Source organism: Candidatus Dadabacteria bacterium (assembly GCA_026705445.1).
Taxonomy (GTDB): domain Bacteria; phylum Desulfobacterota_D; class UBA1144; order Nemesobacterales; family Nemesobacteraceae; genus Nemesobacter.
This window is the reverse complement of record JAPPAR010000013.1, coordinates 48,916-65,759: the sequence shown is the minus strand read 5'-3', so window position 1 is coordinate 65,759 and position 16,844 is coordinate 48,916. Positions and strand designations below refer to the sequence as shown.

Annotated in this window: 15 protein-coding genes; 9 read left to right on the top strand and 6 right to left on the bottom strand. The window is 51.3% G+C overall.

Annotated elements, in window-relative coordinates; genetic code table 11:
- Both OXG75_03015 and OXG75_03010 read right to left on the bottom strand, forming a co-directional pair.
- A complete protein-coding gene (locus OXG75_03015; GenBank protein ID MCY3624960.1) occupies positions 1–552 on the bottom strand; it encodes a hypothetical protein in 552 nt (183 codons plus the stop codon).
- 185 nt (positions 553–737) lie between these two features.
- The gene (locus OXG75_03010; protein MCY3624959.1) at positions 738–2,126 is read right to left on the bottom strand and encodes a hypothetical protein; all 1,389 of its coding nucleotides are present in this window, start codon (positions 2,124–2,126) and stop codon (positions 738–740) included.
- Positions 2,127–2,630: 504 nt separating this feature from the next.
- Here OXG75_03010 and OXG75_03005 point away from each other — a divergent pair.
- Positions 2,631–3,389, top strand: a complete 759-nt coding sequence (locus OXG75_03005; GenBank protein ID MCY3624958.1) for a sulfite exporter TauE/SafE family protein — start codon at positions 2,631–2,633, stop codon at positions 3,387–3,389.
- Positions 3,390–3,403: 14 nt separating this feature from the next.
- On the opposite strand, the gene OXG75_03000 is transcribed toward OXG75_03005, so the two are convergent.
- Together OXG75_03000 and OXG75_02995 are read right to left on the bottom strand one after the other, a co-directional pair.
- Positions 3,404–5,431, bottom strand: a complete 2,028-nt coding sequence (locus OXG75_03000) for an ABC transporter ATP-binding protein (GenBank protein ID MCY3624957.1) — start codon at positions 5,429–5,431, stop codon at positions 3,404–3,406.
- 9 nt (positions 5,432–5,440) lie between these two features.
- Positions 5,441–7,156, bottom strand: coding sequence for an ABC transporter ATP-binding protein (locus OXG75_02995; protein ID MCY3624956.1), 1,716 nt, complete (start codon positions 7,154–7,156; stop codon positions 5,441–5,443).
- Between the two features lie 160 nt (positions 7,157–7,316).
- Between OXG75_02995 and OXG75_02990 the strand changes: the two genes are divergently transcribed.
- The 5 genes from OXG75_02990 to OXG75_02970 all read left to right on the top strand — a co-directional run bounded on the left by OXG75_02990 (position 7,317) and on the right by OXG75_02970 (position 11,188).
- On the top strand, positions 7,317–7,988 hold the full coding sequence (locus OXG75_02990) for a YigZ family protein (GenBank protein ID MCY3624955.1): 672 nt from the start codon (positions 7,317–7,319) through the stop codon (positions 7,986–7,988).
- Between the two features lie 88 nt (positions 7,989–8,076).
- Complete coding sequence (locus OXG75_02985) at positions 8,077–8,589, top strand: nitroreductase family protein (GenBank protein MCY3624954.1); 513 nt, start codon at positions 8,077–8,079, stop codon at positions 8,587–8,589.
- A gap of 153 nt (positions 8,590–8,742) precedes the next feature.
- Entirely contained in the window at positions 8,743–9,522 is a 780-nt protein-coding gene (locus OXG75_02980; protein MCY3624953.1) for an aldo/keto reductase, read from the top strand.
- A gap of 73 nt (positions 9,523–9,595) precedes the next feature.
- On the top strand, positions 9,596–10,921 hold the full coding sequence (locus OXG75_02975; protein MCY3624952.1) for an ammonium transporter: 1,326 nt from the start codon (positions 9,596–9,598) through the stop codon (positions 10,919–10,921).
- A gap of 36 nt (positions 10,922–10,957) precedes the next feature.
- Positions 10,958–11,188, top strand: a complete 231-nt coding sequence (locus OXG75_02970) for a hypothetical protein (GenBank protein MCY3624951.1) — start codon at positions 10,958–10,960, stop codon at positions 11,186–11,188.
- On the opposite strand, the gene OXG75_02965 is transcribed toward OXG75_02970, so the two are convergent.
- Together OXG75_02965 and miaB are read right to left on the bottom strand one after the other, a co-directional pair.
- Positions 11,189–11,665: a bifunctional nuclease family protein gene (locus OXG75_02965; GenBank protein MCY3624950.1), complete on the bottom strand. Its 477-nt coding sequence runs from the start codon at positions 11,663–11,665 to the stop codon at positions 11,189–11,191.
- 18 nt (positions 11,666–11,683) lie between these two features.
- Complete coding sequence (miaB, locus tag OXG75_02960; protein ID MCY3624949.1) at positions 11,684–12,994, bottom strand: tRNA (N6-isopentenyl adenosine(37)-C2)-methylthiotransferase MiaB; 1,311 nt, start codon at positions 12,992–12,994, stop codon at positions 11,684–11,686.
- 216 nt (positions 12,995–13,210) lie between these two features.
- On the opposite strand from miaB, the gene OXG75_02955 reads away from it, so the two are divergent.
- From OXG75_02955 to uvrC, 3 genes are all read left to right on the top strand, one after another.
- Entirely contained in the window at positions 13,211–13,417 is a 207-nt protein-coding gene (locus OXG75_02955) for a hypothetical protein (protein MCY3624948.1), read from the top strand.
- Positions 13,418–13,439: 22 nt separating this feature from the next.
- Entirely contained in the window at positions 13,440–14,876 is a 1,437-nt protein-coding gene (locus OXG75_02950; GenBank protein ID MCY3624947.1) for a hypothetical protein, read from the top strand.
- Positions 14,877–15,001: 125 nt separating this feature from the next.
- Positions 15,002–16,813: an excinuclease ABC subunit UvrC gene (uvrC, locus tag OXG75_02945; GenBank protein MCY3624946.1), complete on the top strand. Its 1,812-nt coding sequence runs from the start codon at positions 15,002–15,004 to the stop codon at positions 16,811–16,813.
- Positions 16,814–16,844 lie beyond the last annotated feature (31 nt).

The window sequence follows — 16,844 nt, the reverse complement described above, 5'->3', positions numbered from 1 at the left end:
TTAGAAGTAATAGACTGACAGGATGTGCAGGGCTATGAGGGCGGGGAGCGGCGAGAGCATCAGCACGTGTATCCAGACCATGCTTCTTCTCCACCTATGGCTCGGATGTCTTGTGAACTGATACCGCGACCATATTCCGGCTGCCGCAAGTGCGCCGCCGAGATTAGCGGCTACAAACACTATCATCAGCGCCAGGTTCAGATTCGAGCCGAACCGCATTCCCGTATGGGCCACCAGCACGATGAGTCCCGCTACGCCCAGTATTCCGTGCAAAACGCGCCAGGATGAAAACGAGCCGAACCGCAGCTGTCTCCAGTGCTTGCGGAAGTAAAGCGATAGGCCTATAAGGGAGAATCCTAGCAGCAAAAATCCCGTGACCTGCTGCCAGAAACCGCTACGCCAGAGTATATCTAAAGGTATGTCCTGGCGGACTGTCCGTGAGTACGGAATCGTCATCACAGAGATTGCTGTAACCAGTATAACGGCCGAAACGGCGGCCGTGACGAGCCCTCTGACTTCCATTCCGTGCCACGGCTTAGTGGACTGTGACATCCTCTGTGCGCTGCGGGACATGCTATCAGAATATATGCTTTTCGGGGCTCTTGCCAAGCCAGTTCGAACTGGTCATCTTCTAACTGGTGATTAGTTCCCCCGAAAGCTTAAAGGGCATGAAGTTCCGCTCGACGCTTGCAGTTTCAGTGTGCAGATGCACCAATCCGCTTTTCTGCCCGTGATGATCAGTCATTACGCCAATTCCGGAGCTTTCGGAAGAATTCCTTCCGGGCGCGTCTTCCGGGAAAAACTACCGAGAACAAAACAGAAGCTGTCAGAAACAGATTGAGCAAAGCTCCCTTGGGAGTATTGTCACTCCCGGCAACTGTACACGCTCCGTTGCCTTCATCAGATTCGGGATAAACTCCTGAACCAAAGATATACATGAAGCGACCGATAGGATCTTCATGGTGACCTACGTCTGCTACCTCAACGTAACTTATCTTGTGCGAATTGCCTGGAACTAGGTTATTTTCCAGCCATTGCGGAGTTGGTTCATCACCGGGACGCAACCAATGATATTCGACAAAGCTCCCTTTTCCGTCTTTAACCATCCCGTCTTCGGTTATCGAACTCCTGAGCAGGTTAGCAATGTCCTTGTTTCTTTCCCCGTCAGCCGGATTTGGATTCGGATCCCTCAGCTTAAGATTCAGTCCGTTCAGTTGAGGACTGTTTCCGTTTAGAACCACGGTGGCATCTTCATCCAATTCCATGATGAAAACATATATGCTGCCTTCCTTGAAGACTCCTTCTGAAAAACAAGCGATTTTCTTCTGAAATTCCGTATACCTTATGGAAGCCATCTCCTCAAACGTTACAACCCTGTCAGGGTTCCCCTTCCTCAATTCCTCCTCCGCTTTTTTTCTGCCGTCCACAAGAATGTCCTGAGTGACGGAGATAACGCTTTTTACATACAGTTTAAGAAGCAGCTTCTGCGTATCCAGACTCTCTTCGTTTTCAACATCCCCGGCGGTGGTATCAAGTTCGAGACCCGTACAGTCGGGTTCGATTATAACAGGGTCTTCTTCGTCGTGATGAAAACCGGCTATGACCACGAACTCTCCGTAGATGGTATCCACTTTCTCTCCGCAAGCCTGTCTGTCTTTTCCGTCGTATCTGTACCCCGTGCAACCCTCTTCTTCGATTAATTTCCTTAAGGTATCCCCGATCTGCGAACCTTGGGCGTCCGGGTCAACCACTTTGCCATACAATTCGGGATGTCCCGGGTGATTGTCTATGATATTAGCGGAATTTATTATGATGGAGTACATGTCGTCGCCATCGTTAAAAACTCCTTGCTTTCTTAGTTCCTCGAAAAATATCACCCAGAGGCTTACCAGTTCTTTTTGTTCTTCCAGAGTGGGGTTGGGGTTGTTGACTCTTAATAACGGATTAAAATGTTCAATTATGTGGGAAAGAAACTCCCCCACCTCCGCTTCGCTTGCGATACTGACACCTTCCGCTATCTTGTTGCCCTGACTTCCCTCATGAGCCGAAGCTTCAATGCTGAACGAAAAAACAAGCACTAACGAGAAAAACAAGCCCAGAAGCATTCCATGTGTTTTAACTTTCATCATCTTCCTCCTGATACCGCAATTTCTGATTTGCCGACATTACGCTTTGCCCTGCCTGCTCTTAATAATTTCACAGCCGCATGTTCGGACAGTAATTTCGCAGTCCTCCAGACAACCAGATTCTTTTTTCTTCCTTAAAATTCTAACACATCTGGAATCTTTTATGGAATCACGGACAAGAATCCGGTAATCACCTCTGTTTTGCTTCCCTGTTGTTCACTCCCTTGGGAGATGAACAACTGCCGAGGTGTGCCAAGAGACCCGAATTTCCCACAGCCTTTTGGCATACCACCTGCCAATTAAGAGGCACTGGAGGCTAATGCCATGAGTTTCGGTTATCATTTAAATGACATTCGAGGGGATTGGGAAAAACCAAGAGAACCGGCCACGGCGGATGCCGATTCTCTCTAATCTTGTTTTCAGTTCACGGAAAGGGGTTCGGTGCGGGTTGGCGGCGGCAAAAAATTTTCTCCTGACCTCTGTCGTGGCCGGAGTCCGAATAACATGCAAGAATACGATCTTTTTTCTTTAGTTCTGCTTTTTTTCACGGGCGTTCTGGCGGGAGTGATAAACGTGATGGCGGGTGGAGGAAGCAGCATCGTTCTTCCCGTGCTCATATTTCTTGGGATTGATCCCACAGTCGCAAACGGAACAAACAGGGTGGCGATTTTGTTTCAGAATTTCTTTGCGGCTCTTTCCTTCAGAAAAGAGGGCGTTGCCGACATTAAAACCAGCGTCAGGCTCGCGGCCTTCACCCTCCCCGGCGTTTTGGTGGGAGCTTTTGCGGCGGTGCGGGTGGGAGATGAGCTTTTCGAAAAAATCTTGGCCGTCGTGCTTATCTTCGTCTGCGCATCCTTTTTCCTTAAAGTTGATTCTTTCGGCAAGCTGCTCGGCGGCGGCGAAACAGGGCGGGGGTGGGTTCTTTACCCGGCACTTGTGCTTATAGGTTTTTACGGAGGTTTTATCCAGGTCGGCGTGGGACTTTTCATAATGGCGGCTCTTTATCATCTTATGGGAGCATCCCTAGCCAAGGTAAACGCGCACAAGGTGATTGTGGTGCTTATCTACACGATTCCAGCGATCCTCATATTTTTTCTAAGCGGCAACATAAGCTGGTTCATAGGCATCTGTCTCGCCGCGGGAAATTCGGTCGGCGGATGGTTCGGCGCCACGTTTTCCGTAAGGGGCGGCGGAAAATACATAAGGATGGCTCTTGTCGTTGCCGTCGGGCTTATGGCCCTTAAGCTTCTCCGGGTATTTTAGGCGCCGGGCAGGTGTTATGCGCCGGAGCCCGGGAGGGGATCCGCCGCGGTTTTTCTCAGAAATTCGTACAGAGTGTGGTAGATGTTTTTGTTCTGAATCAGCTTCTCGTGAGTTCCCTGCTCCACTACTTCCCCCTTATGGATCACTATTACGTTATCAACGTCCTTTAGGGTTGAGAGCTTGTGGGTTATGACCAACCTTGTCTGAGAGCCGGCGGTGCTTCTTATCACTTCCTGTATTCTTTTTTCAGTTTCCGCGTCCAGATGGGAAGTTGCCTCGTCCATTATAAGAAGTTTCGAATTTTTCCTGACCGCTTTTTCGATCGACCGGGCCTGGGTTTCTCCCGAAGAAAGCTTTACGGGTTCGGCTGCCGGACCATCCCGCTCGTCCCTTTCGTCGGATATGTCCTTTTCGAACAGAAACAGGTCTTGGAAGATGGCGGTTATGTTAGAGCGCAGGTACCTGTTTGACAGTTCCTCGATATCTGTGCCGTTAAAGAGAATCTGGCCCCTCTGGGGTTTATAGAATTTAAGGAGCAGGTTCACGATGGTCGTCTTCCCCGCTCCCGTGATTCCCACAAGGGCGGCACTCTCTCCAGGTCTTACTGTAAAGGATGCGTTCTTGAGCACCCATTCCCGCTCGTTATACGAAAACCACACGCCCCGGAACTCAAGAGATCCTTCGGTTGTCGCGGGCACCAGAGATCCGCTTACCTCAGATTTTTCCGCCAGAGTGTCGTAGAGGTTCTCGGAGGCTGCAACGGCGGACTGGAAGACATTGAATTTTTCTGAAAGTTCTTGGATGGGCTTGAATATCATCCTTACGTAGTAAAGAAACGCGAGCAGGGCTCCTAGGGACAGGTCAAGGTTCATGACCCCGATCGCCCCGTACCACAGGATTATCCCGGTTGCCGCTATGCCTACGTACTCTATGGAAGGGCGGAAAATCACGTAGACCCAGAGCTGCTGTATATTGGCCCTGTAGTTTTCCGTGTTTACCTCCCAGAATTTCTCGAAGTTTGTTTTCTCCTTTCCGTAAAGCTTAAGGAGCACTATTCCCCTCATGCTTTCTGCGACAAAGGCGTTAAGCTTGCCTATGGTTCTTCGGATTTCCCTGTACACCAGTCGAAGCCTCATTCGGAAGATAGATACCGTGAAAGTAAGGAACGCCGTAAGCGCGACGATTATAAGCGTGAGCCCGACGTTCATCTTGAACATGATCACCAGAGTGCCGATTATGATTATGATGTCCTTTATGAAGTGTATGAGAACGGAGGTGTACATCTCGTTTATGGCGTTAACGTCGTTTGTGACGCGTGTGGTTATCCTGCCCACGGGATTTCGGTCGAAGTACTGCTGGGGAAGTGAGAGTATATGGGAGAGGGTGTGGTTTCGCATGTCGTGCATTATTTTCTGGCCCGAGTAGTGAAGAATGTAGGTAAAAGAAGAGGTGAAGATGAAAATTCCAACCACCGATAAAACCACGTATAAAGCGAGGGTTTTGAGCCTTTTTATCTGTTTTGAGCGAAGAAGCGACACTTCCTCTTTGGCGAGTGATCCAAGGTCTGAGTGAGCCAGAAACGCGACCCCTTCGGTTTCTTCAAACAGGGAAGCGTTTCTGGCTATTATTCCCAAAACCTCCTGCTTTTCATCTCCCTCAAATTCCCCGGGGCTGACCACGATATATTTTGTCTCGGAGAACAGGGCGCCCGAGCGCTCGATTCTGTCTTTCTCCGAGGAGGAGAGCTTTGAGAAATCGACCAGAAATCCTCCGTCCGCAAGGGCAAGCGTGGATTCTGTCCCGAGTCCCGAGAGTGCCCGCTCCGCTTCTTCCCCTCCCTCGGCCTTGCTCCATGTGGGATAAATATGGTCATCGACCGCGACTTTGATGAGGTAGGGAACCGTGATCTCAAGCGCCGCGGTGGCCATCATCAGAAGAAGGGACAGGGCAAAGTAACCTCTGTACTTTCCCAAAAAGCCCAGAATCCACCCCATGATCTTAAGATCGTAAGTTGATTTCCTGTTTCTCTCCAAGTCGCTCATTTATACACCTTAGACAGACTGCAGTCTTTCAAGCGCGTAGTAAACTCCGCGTCGCTCCACCAGTTCCCTGCGCTCCCCGCTTTCGATTATCTCTCCGTTTTTCATGACCGCGATCCGCGAGAGCCCGCCTACGGAGGATATTCTGTTTGAGATTATCACCACCGTGCGCCCGCGCATTGCCTCTATCACGTTTGTTATCACGGTGTTCTCTGTCTGCGGATCAAGGGACGAAAGCACGTCATCAAGTATCAGGACTTCGGGATTGAGCACCAGGGCCCTTGCTATGGCCAGGCGTTGTCGCTGTCCTCCCGAGAGGCTGAGTCCCCGCTCTCCCACCACGGTGTCGAATCCCTGCTGAAACTCCATTATCTGTTCGTATATCCCCGCCGTCTTGGCGGCTCTCTCCACCTGCTCGCGGGTTATGCTTGGGTTTATGAAGGTTATGTTGTCATAGACCGTTCCGCTGAACACGGTTATTTCCTGCGGCACGTAGACGATGGTCTCCTGAAGGCTTTTTCTTGATATTTCCCTTATGTCGATCCCGTCGACCGTTATTGCGCCCGGTTCGGTCTCGTGGATTTTCATGAGCAGCTTCATCAACGTGGTCTTCCCGGAGCCCACGAGCCCCGTTATTCCCAGAGTCGTCCCGCAGGGTATGCGGAGGTTGACTTCGCGCAGAGCCGGAGCGGAGCCGTAGGAAAAGGAAACCCCGGAGAACCTTATGTCTCCCTTGAGTTCGTAGTCCTTCTCCCCTGCCCGGGTGTCGTCTTTTTGTTCAACCGCGAAAATGTCGTTCAGCCTGTTTATCGAGGCGTTCCCCCTTTTTAGAAGATCGATCGCCCATCCCATGGCCATCATCGGCCAGGCGAGCATCATTAGGTAGATGAGTATGGCGGAGAACTCTCCGAGGGTTATTTCGGTACCGATTGCGCCCGCTCCGCCGAAGAAAAGAAACAGGGCCATCGCTAATGAGGGCACGAAATATATAAACGGCTGGAAGCCTGCGCGGATTTTCACTAGGCGTACGTTTTTTTCAAGGTAGTCTTCGCTTGCACGTTCAAAATCCCGCCCCTCGGCCCGCTCAAGTCCGAACGCTTTTACTACCTTGATTCCCGAGACCGGCTTCCTTGCGCTTTCGGTGAGCTCTGAGAAGGAATCCTGGGAGCGCTGGAACCTCTTCTCTATCATGTTTCCGAACTTGTATACGAAGACGGCGAGTGCGGGGAACGGCAAAAACGCGTAGAAGGCCATCTCGGGAGAAATGTAGATCATCGCTGCGAAGATGAAGAAAAACAGGAATACTCCGTCATACGCTATGAGCAGGCCCAGGCCGCAGGAGAACTTGAGAGTCTCTATGTCGTTTACCGTGTGCGCCATCAAGTCGCCAACCTTTCTTCCCGAGAAGAAATCGAAGTTAAGCTTCTGGAGGTGCTCGAAGAAATCGTTTCTGAGCGAGTACTCTATTTTTCTCGCCCCGCCCATTATGAAGTACCGCCAGCCGAGGCGGAAAAACGCCATTAGTAGCCCGAGCCCGAGGATGTAGAGGGAGTACTTGGTTATGAGGGAAAAATCTGCGCTCTCCAAGGTTAGCTCATCTATTATCCACTGGATTACTATGGGAACCGATAGCTGCGCCATATCCACCAGCGTAAGAGAGACAAGACCGGTTAGAAACGAGTATCTGTACCGTAAAATAAGGGAGAAAATGCTTGTTTTTTTGACCAATGGTATACGAGCAAATATTTTACGGGACCGAAAAACCAAGCGGCTGCCAAGCCTTGATCCCATCGGATAAAAAGCAAATTTCAGGCGGCGCGCGACCGCTAAACCATTATACAGTGAAAAACCCGCAGAAGGTAATCCGCTGTATCCGTGGGAGCGGTTTTTGCCCAGATGGTCGAGAATAGGGTATTTTTCTCGACCGGAGGCAGATAGCGTGGAGGATGTTTTCTACCAGGTTCCTGCGGGAGTCTCGACGGCGCAGCGGATTATAAAGAAAAGCAGATTCATAGCCACTGTCGGGCGTGCGGGCACTAGAGGTGAGGCCGAAGATTTCATAGGGAGCGTAAGGGCTCTTCACCCCACGGCAAGCCATAACTGCTATGCGTTTTTGGCCTGCGCCCCGGGGGGAACGGACATCGGTTTCGGCGATGACGGGGAGGTCTCGGGAACCGCCGGGCGGCCCATGATGACTCTTCTGGAACACAGCGGCATAGGGGAGATAGCGGCCGTGGTAACCCGGTATTTCGGAGGGATAAAGCTCGGTCCCGGCGGGCTTCTGAGGGCATACACGGATTCCCTGAGGGCGGCCTTGGGGGAGCTTGAGCTTGAAGACCATGTCCCGGTGCGGGCGGGGCACCTTGTTTTTTCCTACGCCCATGAAAATTCCATACGGATTCTGTTTGAGAAGTCAGGCGTTACGATAACGAGCGTCAAGCGCGGGGAGAATGTTCACTTCGATCTCACAGCACCTCTCGGTGTCGCTGCGAGCCTTGAAGAGAAGGTTGCTTCCTTGACCAGAGGGAAATCCAGGCTTGTCTGGAAACAGGCAGACTGAGGGCTCGTCGAAGGTGGATATTCCCTGTTCTGCCGTACGGTCAAAGCCGGTATACTAACCTTCAACCAATTTCGCAGGTGGAGGAGTTATGAACGTTTACGAGTGCGTAAGATCGCTTAGTTCCGTAAGGAGTTACCTCGATGGGGAAGTTCCGGACGAAGTCATCATGGAGGTCATGGAATCGGGGAGGCTCTCGCCGAGTGCCCACAACAATCAACCGTGGGAATTCGTGCTTATAAAGGACCGCGCAATGCTCCGGGAAATGGGAAAATACTGTACAAGCGGCAGCTTCATCGTGCAGGTGGCTTTCGCGGTGGTGCTTCTGGTGGATCCGACAAGCAAGTGGCACCAGATTGACGGCACTAGGGCTGCGCAGAACATGGTTTTAGTGGCGTGGAGCCACGGATTAGGGTCCTGCTGGATAGGAAGAATAGAGAAGGATGAGCTTAAAAGGTATCTTGGAGTGCCGGAAGATCTAGACGTCCTTACCGTGCTTCCGTTCGGTTACTTCGACAAAAGACAGATTGCTACCGGGAAGTTGAGGAAAAGTCAGGAAGAGGTTTTTCATCTGGACGGTTACGGAAAAAGAATTCCGGGATAAGAGGCTTGTGGGACTTTTCACGTGACGGATTAAAAAGCGTACTGACGGAAGATAAAAATATCTTGTCGAATTCAGAGAAACCTTTTTCCTTGTCTGCAGGTTCATCCACTTGGACGAATAACTTGTTGGCATAAAGCGTAAGGACTGCGCGGCATGAATTTTAAAAAGCTTGGAAACACGGAAGTTCTCGTTCCCGAGATCGGGCTCGGCACTTGGAGTTACAAGGGAGGAGTGGAACCTCTGAGGGCGGGAATCGAACTTGGGGCCTCGCTTATAGACACCGCCGAGGGGTACTACACGGAGAATATAGTAGGAGAAGCCGTGCGGTCCTTCAGGGACGAGGTCATCATAGCCACAAAGGTTTCGGGAAGGAATCTTGCCCACGACAGCGTGCTTGCATCCTGCGAGGCAAGCCTCGAGAAGCTTGGCATGGACTGCATAGACCTTTACCAGATACACTGGCCCAATCCCGACTATCCTATAAAAGGAACAATGAGGGCGCTTGAGAAGCTGGTTGACCGCGGATGCGTTAGCTACGTGGGGGTGAGCAATTTTTCCGTGAGTCAGATGCGCGAGGCTCAGCACTGTTTTCCCAACTACCCCATAGTCTCAAACCAGGTGCTCTACAACCTCAGATCAAGGAAGATAGAAAAAGAGTTGCTTCCCTACTGCCTGGATAAGGACGTGACAATAATGGCGTACACTCCGCTTGACGCCGGGAGGCTCTGTCGCCCCGGGGGCGGAAATTTGTCCCGGATAGCCGCTGAGACCGGGAAGACGGAGGCCCAAGTCGCCCTTAACTGGTGTGTTTGCAAGGAGAATGTCATCGTAATTCCGAAGGCGGATTCGGTGGCGAAAACGGTCGAGAACTGCGGGGCCTCGGGATGGAGACTTTCCCCCGAGCAGTTACGCATGCTTAATGAGGCCTTCTGAAACTTCGTTTTACGGTCCCATTATGTGATATACTTGGAAAGTTGAATACGGAATAGGAGGAGGGGAGTACGTGATGAGTTTAAAAAAAACGCTTTCACTTTTGGCTTTCTTTTTTGTTTTGGCTTTCTTTTCTTTTACCGACCCCGCGTCGGCGAGTGAGCTTGATACAGGCGATACCGCCTGGATACTGATTTCAACCGGGCTTGTTCTTTTCATGATGATTCCCGGGCTTGCGCTTTTCTACGGGGGACTGGTCGGCAAGAAAAACGTTCTTTCAGTATTGATGCAGTGCTTTTCGATTACCGCAGTCGTAACGGTTATATGGACATTTTTCGGTTACAGCATGGCTTTCGATACCACCGGCATGGCAGCTGGAGAACTTGGGATGAACGCCTTTGTGGGAGGCTTCTCGAAGGCCTTTCTGCATGGGGTGGGAATCGACACTCTTTCGGGAACGATCCCCGAGCTTCTGTTCTTCGTCTTCCAGCTTACCTTCGCGATTATTACCCCGGGACTTATAATCGGGGCGTTCGCCGAGAGAATGAAATTCTCAGCTATGCTTCTGTTTACCGCCCTTTGGGTGATATTCTGCTACTTCCCGATCGCGCACATGGTCTGGGGAGGAGAGGGCTCCTATCTCGGAGACATGGGAGTGATTGACTTTGCGGGCGGAATAGTCGTTCATATCACGGCGGGTACCGCGGCCTTGGTGGCAGCGATAATGATCGGGGTCAGGAGAGGTTACCCCAGACAGCTTCCGCTTCCGCACAATCTCACTCTTACCATGATAGGTACCGCGATGCTCTGGGTCGGATGGTTCGGATTTAACGGGGGAAGCGCCCTTGCGGCCGGAGGGCAGGCGGCCATGGCGGTTGTAGTAACCCAGATTTCTCCCTGCGTTGCCGCTCTCACCTGGATATTCATTGAAAACGTGAGGTCGGGCAAGCCCAGTGCTCTGGGTTTCGCGACTGGAGCTATCGCTGGTCTCGCGGCCATAACCCCCGCTTCGGGCACCGTGGGACCGATTGGAGCCATAGCGATAGGATGCGCGTCTTCGATTCTTGCCTACATAGCGGCGACCTATATCAAGTTCCGTTTCAGGTATGACGACGCGCTTGATGTCGTAGGGGTTCACGGGGTCGGCGGGTTTGTGGGAATCGTGCTTGCCGGGATATTCGCTTCAACCGCTTACGGCGGTTCGATTGTGGATCTCGACATAAGCGCGCAGCTCGGCGTTCAGCTCTATGGGGGAATATTCACGATCGTATACACCGCCGTAGTAAGCTATATAGTGCTCAAGATTGTCGACATGCTCGTCGGGCTCAGGGTGAATGAGGATGAAGAGAGCCAGGGTCTTGACATAACGGACCACGGGGAAAAGGGTTACCACGACGTCTAGAGTGCGGGTGGAGGTCTGCGCACGCATGGTTTACGCATGAGCACTCACACTCGGGACTCAAGGGTCTGTGCCTGCGGGTACTCCGTCGGAGATCCGTGGGTGGTTCCGAGGCAGAGATACTCTCTTTTTGGCTGGTTCGTGATGAGTTGCGGGATAAGCTACCCGCCGAAGCGGATCAACATAGAGTGTGACCGTTGCGGGGAGGTTTTCGATGTGATCGAGGGAGACAGGAAATTCCTTGAGGAGTATATACTCCGAAACCGCTGATCACATCTTGTACTTGCCGAAATCCTCATCCGGCATTTCTTCCAGCACGTCGCCCGCGCTTTGGCCTTTATCACCGACTTTTACGCTGAGAGCGGCTTTTATAACGTCTTCATTGACCATGATTCGGCACCCGGTCCTCAGCGCTATCGCTATAGCGTCGCTCGGGCGGGAATCCACCAGCAGCTCCTCTCCGTCTTTTCTGATGCGAAGGCGGGCGTAAAAAGTGTTTTCCCGAAGTTCCGTGATCTCTATTTCAATAACCTCGTAACCGGTGGCGGCGATTACGTTTTTCAGAAGATCGTGGGTGAGAGGTCTCGGTCTCGGAGTTTTTTTGATCTCCATTGCTATTGCACTTGCCTCCTCGAATCCTACCCAAAGCGGAAGACTCTTTTCCCCTTCCTCTTCATTCAGAATGACGACAGGCATATCGGTAAACGGGTCGGCTACTATGCAGGAAACCTTCATCTCAAGAAACATTTTTTCTCCCTCCCTGTGTTAATTCAGGTATTGTCCTCTAAGCGAATTCGCAAGCCCTTCGGTTATCTTCACGTCCACCATTTTTCCGATAAGCTCTTTTCCTCCGGGGAAATTTACTATCCTGTTGTGCTCAGTTCTCCCGGAAAGCCATGAGGAGTTGTTTCTGCTTGCGTCCTCAACCAGCACCTGCTCGGATCTGCCTATTCTCTGCGCGTTTTTCGAAAGAGTGATTGCCCGCTGGTATTCCTGAAGGCGCGCGAGCCTCTTGCCTGCAGTCGAATCTTCCACCCTTTCTCCCGATCTCCAAAGCTCCTCTCCCACCGTTCCGGGGCGTGGCGAGTACTTAAACGAAAAAGAGCTGTCAAACCCGACCTCCTCGACGAGGCTTATTGTCTCCTCGAAATCATCTTCTGTTTCTCCAGGGAACCCTACTATTATATCAGAAGACACGGCTATGTCCGGCATGGCGTCCCTGAGCTTGTTAACCGAATCTAAGTACCAGCTCCTTGTGTAGGTTCTGTTCATGAGCCTGAGCACTTTGTCAGAGCCCGACTGCACGGGCAGATGAATATGACGGCATACCTTGGGTATGTCTGCCATTGCCTCCACCATTTTTTTCGTTATGTCTCTCGGGTAAGAGGTCGTGAACCTTATTCTCTGAAGACCGTCAAGCTCTTCGAGTACCCGAAGCAGGTCTCCGAACTTAAGCCCGCCGAGCTTCCACGAGTTAACCGTCTGTCCTATTAGGGTTATTTCCTTTACTCCCTTAGCGATAAGGTGGCGGGCTTCTGTGATTATGTCCTCAAGGGGCCTGTTAACCTCGGAGCCCCTTACCGTGGGCACTATGCAGTAAGCGCACTTCTTGTTGCATCCCTGCTGTATGGAGACAAACGCCGTGGGTTTTCCCTCCTGGTGGTAGGGGAGAACGTCGAAGGGTTCCTGGACGTCAAAAGACGTCTCGACAGGCCTTGATTTTTTCTCCTTTATTTCTTCTATAAGACGCGGAAGTTCCGGAATCGCGCGGGGTCCGAGCACGAAATCAAGATGCGGGATCCTGCGGATGAGATCCTCTCCGTAGAGCTGCGCTACGCACCCTGACACCCCGACTATAAGCTCTGGGTTTTTCGCCTTCAGATGCTTGAAGCGCCCAAGGCTGCTGAGGGCTTTCTGGTCGGCCTTTTCCCTTATGGCGCAAGTGTTTACGATCACTATGTCGGCCTCTTTCGGGTCTTCGGTGATACCGGCTCCGAGAGCGTTTTGTATCCTGTCCGAGTCGTACTCGTTCATCTGGCAGCCGTAGGTCTCAAGGTAAAGGGTGTCGGTTTTCATGACAGTTGGGAATCGTAACGCATGGTGACATAAGTATCAAGTTAGGTCGAAGGAAGGATTCTTGGGGGAGTGGAAGGAACAGCCGGGTTTGGATTTCTCCTGTGAACCCATTGGAGCGAAAAAACTACGGTTGATCTCAGCCTGTTTGACACTTTCCTGTGGATTTGGTTAGCTTTTTCAGAAGTTCTAACGTTAGTGGGCAGTTGTGTTTTTGGCATGAATAACAAGAATCTTTGGATATTCTTTGGGGTGGCGGTATCTGTTCTGGCGGCGCTGTCTTTCACTCCCCTGGTAATCCCATATGGGGTGGCGGAGCCATATTTTCTGGGACTTCCCAGGACCCTGTGGGCCGGACTGGGAATATCACTCGCTATATACGTGTTGCTTGTCTGGGCAATGTTTAAGTCCGGTGACCAAGGGTAGTCTGCTTATATAAGAGGAAGAAATGGACACAAACAGGGGAACAGCATTTATTGCAGTCGCACTAGTGTATCTTGCAGTGCTGATATCCCTTGCTGTCATAGGAAACCGGAAAAACAAGGGGGATGAATACCAGTTCCTTCTTGCGGGCGGCAGTCTTGGGACTATAATTGGATTCTTAACCTTTTTCGCTACCCTCTACAGTACATTCATATTGATAGGGATGCCCAACTTCTTCCGCGTACACGGCGTGGGAACGTGGATATTCCTTGGCGTTACCGATATGGCTTTAGCCGTTTTCACGCTTTGGCTCTCGCTTAGATTAAGGGAAAGGATCTCTTCAACGGATTTTCGCAGCATATCGGATCTGCTGCGTGAAACTTTTCGTTCCCATGGAGTTTTCGTATATGTTCTGGGTCTTGCCATATTCCTCGTTCCCTACATAGCAATTCAGATAAAAGGAGCGTCGGGCATTCTGGCCCACATTGTTCCCTATGAGGTTCCCCAGTGGGGCTGGGCTGTCACCATACTGTTTCTTATGTACCTGTACTCTTCCATAGGGGGGCTCAGAGGCATTATGTATTGTGATTCACTTCAGGGGATTGTGCTGTTTACCGTTATATGGATAATGGCATTTATTGTCCTGGATAACTTTGGAGGCATTGGAAAGTTGGTTCAGGCCGTGGCGGCGGAGGAGCCTGCGCTTCTGTCTGCTCCTGGTCCCAAGGGACTGTTGTCCGTTCAGTGGCTTATTGCCGGGTTTCTGTCAATTGTGCTTCTGCCTGTGTCGCAGCCTCAGTTGACTTCGAGGCTCAGCATTCTGAAGGGTCTGAACGAGAGGCGCAAAATCCCGGTTCTGCATGCGTCTTTCACCTTTCTGCTTCTGATAGCGGGGCTTATAATTGGCTTGTACGGTGCGATCGCAATACCGGCTAAAACGGGTCCGGAGTTCATTGGCAAACTGATACTTGAGCAGAATCCTGTTATAGGTGCCGTTGCCCTGATAGGCATTCTGGCGGCAGCCATGTCCACATCTGACTCCCAGTTTTTCGCTCTCGGATCTGAGATTAACAATGCCCTTGGAAGGTTTAGCAGAAAGTTAAAAGTATCTCCTGTTGTTTTTGTGAAGCTGGTTATACTGGTATTTTGCATAGCTTCTTTCATTGTTGCCATGAAGAGTTCTCAGGGAATTATATCTCTTGCCGTGTCGGGATTCATGGGCACTGCTCTCATGGCACCTATGGTTCTTACCGCAATTCTGTGCAAGGGAAGAACCTTCAATTCCGTAATCCCGGTTGTTACGGTTGTAAGCCTGATTGTGTTTTTAATGTCGCTTTTCGGACTCGTACCGAAAATGATGATGGGGTTACGCATAGATCTTATTCTGCTCGCCATAAATGCGCTGATTACGATTTTGGTGGTCCTGATCGAACCGAGGAAAAACAACAGAACATTCCAGTAATGTCTTGAAACCGAGAATTATCAAAAAACTGTCCCGCCTGAATTTCTCCTTTCAACGCAGATCTCCGACAATTCCCCCGCTGGATCAGTCCTGTTTTTATAACGGCTTTTGATTTTCTGCATCTTATGCGCGAAAAAATCCTCGAGCTTTCCGAATCTTTTCCCTCTACAACCGGGGTTTACATAATGAAAGGGGCGGGTGGCACCCCGGTCTACATAGGCAAGGCCAAGAACCTGCGCACTCGGGTGATGTCCTATTTCCAGGGGGAAAGCGACAGGGGACAGATACCGTACTTGGTAAGGGAAGTCGACTCGATCGACTACGTGGTGACCGAGGGGGAAAGCGAAGCCCTCTTCATCGAGAACTCCCTTATAAAGCGTCACAAGCCGAAGTACAACATACGCCTTAAGGACGACAAGACGTTTTCTTCTCTTCGCCTTTCGGTGGGAGAGAAGTTCCCCAGGCTTTCGCGCACGAGGAGAATACGGGACGACGGTGCGCTTTATTTCGGTCCGTTTGCCTCGGGCAAGTTTCTTAAGAGCACGGTGAACCTCGTCCACAGGCTTTTTCCTCTCAGGGACTGCACCCAGAGCAAGTTCGAAAGGCACAGCACCCGGCCCTGTCTCAATTATTTCATGAAGCTTTGCTCGGGCCCCTGCGCGGGCAGGATTTCGGACGAGGACTACGGGGAGCTTGTGAAACAGGCAACATCGTTTCTACGTGGGGAGAAAAGCAAACTTGTGAGGATGATCAGGGAGATGATGGAGAGAGCATCTGAGGAGGGCAGATACGAGAACGCTGCCTATTACCGGGACCAGCTCGTGAGCCTTAAGGAAAATGCCGAGATCGAAAGGTCTACATCTTCAAGATTCGAAGACATGGACGTAGTGGGTTTTTACAGAGACTCCGAGAACTATGAGTTTACCGTTCTGCTCTCAAGGGGCGGCTCGGTGGTCGACAAGCTTGATTTTTCAGTAAAGAGCCCCCACGGCGATGAGGCGGAATGCGTGAGGGAGTTTCTCGGCAGATTTTACTTCTCTGATCATTACGTCCCGAAGAGAGTTCTGCTTCCTGCTTCCATAAGAGACCGCGAGGGATACTCGGAGTGGCTCACCGGCAAAAGGGGGAAGAGGGTTTACGTCGAGGTGCCTGTTAGGGGGCCTAAAAGCGAACTTGTGCGCTTCGCGATGAAAAACGCGCGGGAGAGTTTTTCGAGAAAAGCCGAGGAAAAAGCCAGACAGGGCACGCTTCTTCGAAGCATAAGAAAATCAGCCGGGATAAAGCGGGTTCCCTATACGATAGAATGTTTCGACATATCGAATATCCAGGGACAGCATACGGTCGCGTCGCTGGTCAGGTTTCGAAACGCCCGGGTGGAAAGGGACAGGTACAGAAGATACCGAATTACTACCCCATCGGGCCCGGATGATTTCCGGTCGATGTACGAGGTAGTTTACAGAAGGGCTCGCCGGGCCGAGGAAAAGGACTGGGACCTTCCGGACCTCATTCTTATAGACGGAGGGAAGGGGCAGCTGAACGCCGCCCACTTCGCTCTTCGGGACTGCGGAGTGGAAAACGAGGTCGATCTTGCCTCGATAGCGAAAACCGAGGGACGGGCGGGCATTGACAGGATTTACCTGCATGGAAAGGGCGAGCCCTGCGATTTTTCGTCAAACAAAAAAGGCGTCTACTTTCTGATGAGGGTAAGGGACGAGGCTCACCGCTTCGCAGTCACCTATCACAGGGAACTGAGGAAGGGCAAGGCTCTGACTTCACAGATGGACGGCGTTCCGGGCATAGGAAAGAAAAGAAAACTTCTGCTTCTTAACCACTTCGGAAGCGTGGAGAAAATAAAGGGGGCCACGGCCGAAGAGCTCGCATCTATAAAGGGTATGACGAAACAGGCCGCACGCAACGTAAAGGAATTTCTGCGCTGACCGGACGTTAGGGCCCGTTTTTTCTCTGTTC

What these genes read in the sequence shown, in the direction of transcription:
- OXG75_02980 (MCY3624953.1), top strand. Translation starts at nt 8,743, where the DNA reads ATGAATTTTAAAAAGCTTGGAAACACGGAAGTTCTCGTTCCCGAGATC.
- OXG75_02950 (MCY3624947.1), top strand. Translation starts at nt 13,440, where the DNA reads ATGGACACAAACAGGGGAACAGCATTTATTGCAGTCGCACTAGTGTAT.
- OXG75_03005 (MCY3624958.1), top strand. Translation starts at nt 2,631, where the DNA reads ATGCAAGAATACGATCTTTTTTCTTTAGTTCTGCTTTTTTTCACGGGC.
- OXG75_02955 (MCY3624948.1), top strand. Translation starts at nt 13,211, where the DNA reads ATGAATAACAAGAATCTTTGGATATTCTTTGGGGTGGCGGTATCTGTT.
- OXG75_03015 (MCY3624960.1), bottom strand. Translation starts at nt 552, where the DNA reads ATGTCACAGTCCACTAAGCCGTGGCACGGAATGGAAGTCAGAGGGCTC.
- OXG75_02970 (MCY3624951.1), top strand. Translation starts at nt 10,958, where the DNA reads ATGAGCACTCACACTCGGGACTCAAGGGTCTGTGCCTGCGGGTACTCC.
- OXG75_02975 (MCY3624952.1), top strand. Translation starts at nt 9,596, where the DNA reads ATGAGTTTAAAAAAAACGCTTTCACTTTTGGCTTTCTTTTTTGTTTTG.
- uvrC (MCY3624946.1), top strand. Translation starts at nt 15,002, where the DNA reads ATGCGCGAAAAAATCCTCGAGCTTTCCGAATCTTTTCCCTCTACAACC.
- miaB (MCY3624949.1), bottom strand. Translation starts at nt 12,994, where the DNA reads ATGAAAACCGACACCCTTTACCTTGAGACCTACGGCTGCCAGATGAAC.
- OXG75_02985 (MCY3624954.1), top strand. Translation starts at nt 8,077, where the DNA reads ATGAACGTTTACGAGTGCGTAAGATCGCTTAGTTCCGTAAGGAGTTAC.
- OXG75_03010 (MCY3624959.1), bottom strand. Translation starts at nt 2,126, where the DNA reads ATGAAAGTTAAAACACATGGAATGCTTCTGGGCTTGTTTTTCTCGTTA.
- OXG75_03000 (MCY3624957.1), bottom strand. Translation starts at nt 5,431, where the DNA reads ATGAGCGACTTGGAGAGAAACAGGAAATCAACTTACGATCTTAAGATC.
- OXG75_02965 (MCY3624950.1), bottom strand. Translation starts at nt 11,665, where the DNA reads ATGTTTCTTGAGATGAAGGTTTCCTGCATAGTAGCCGACCCGTTTACC.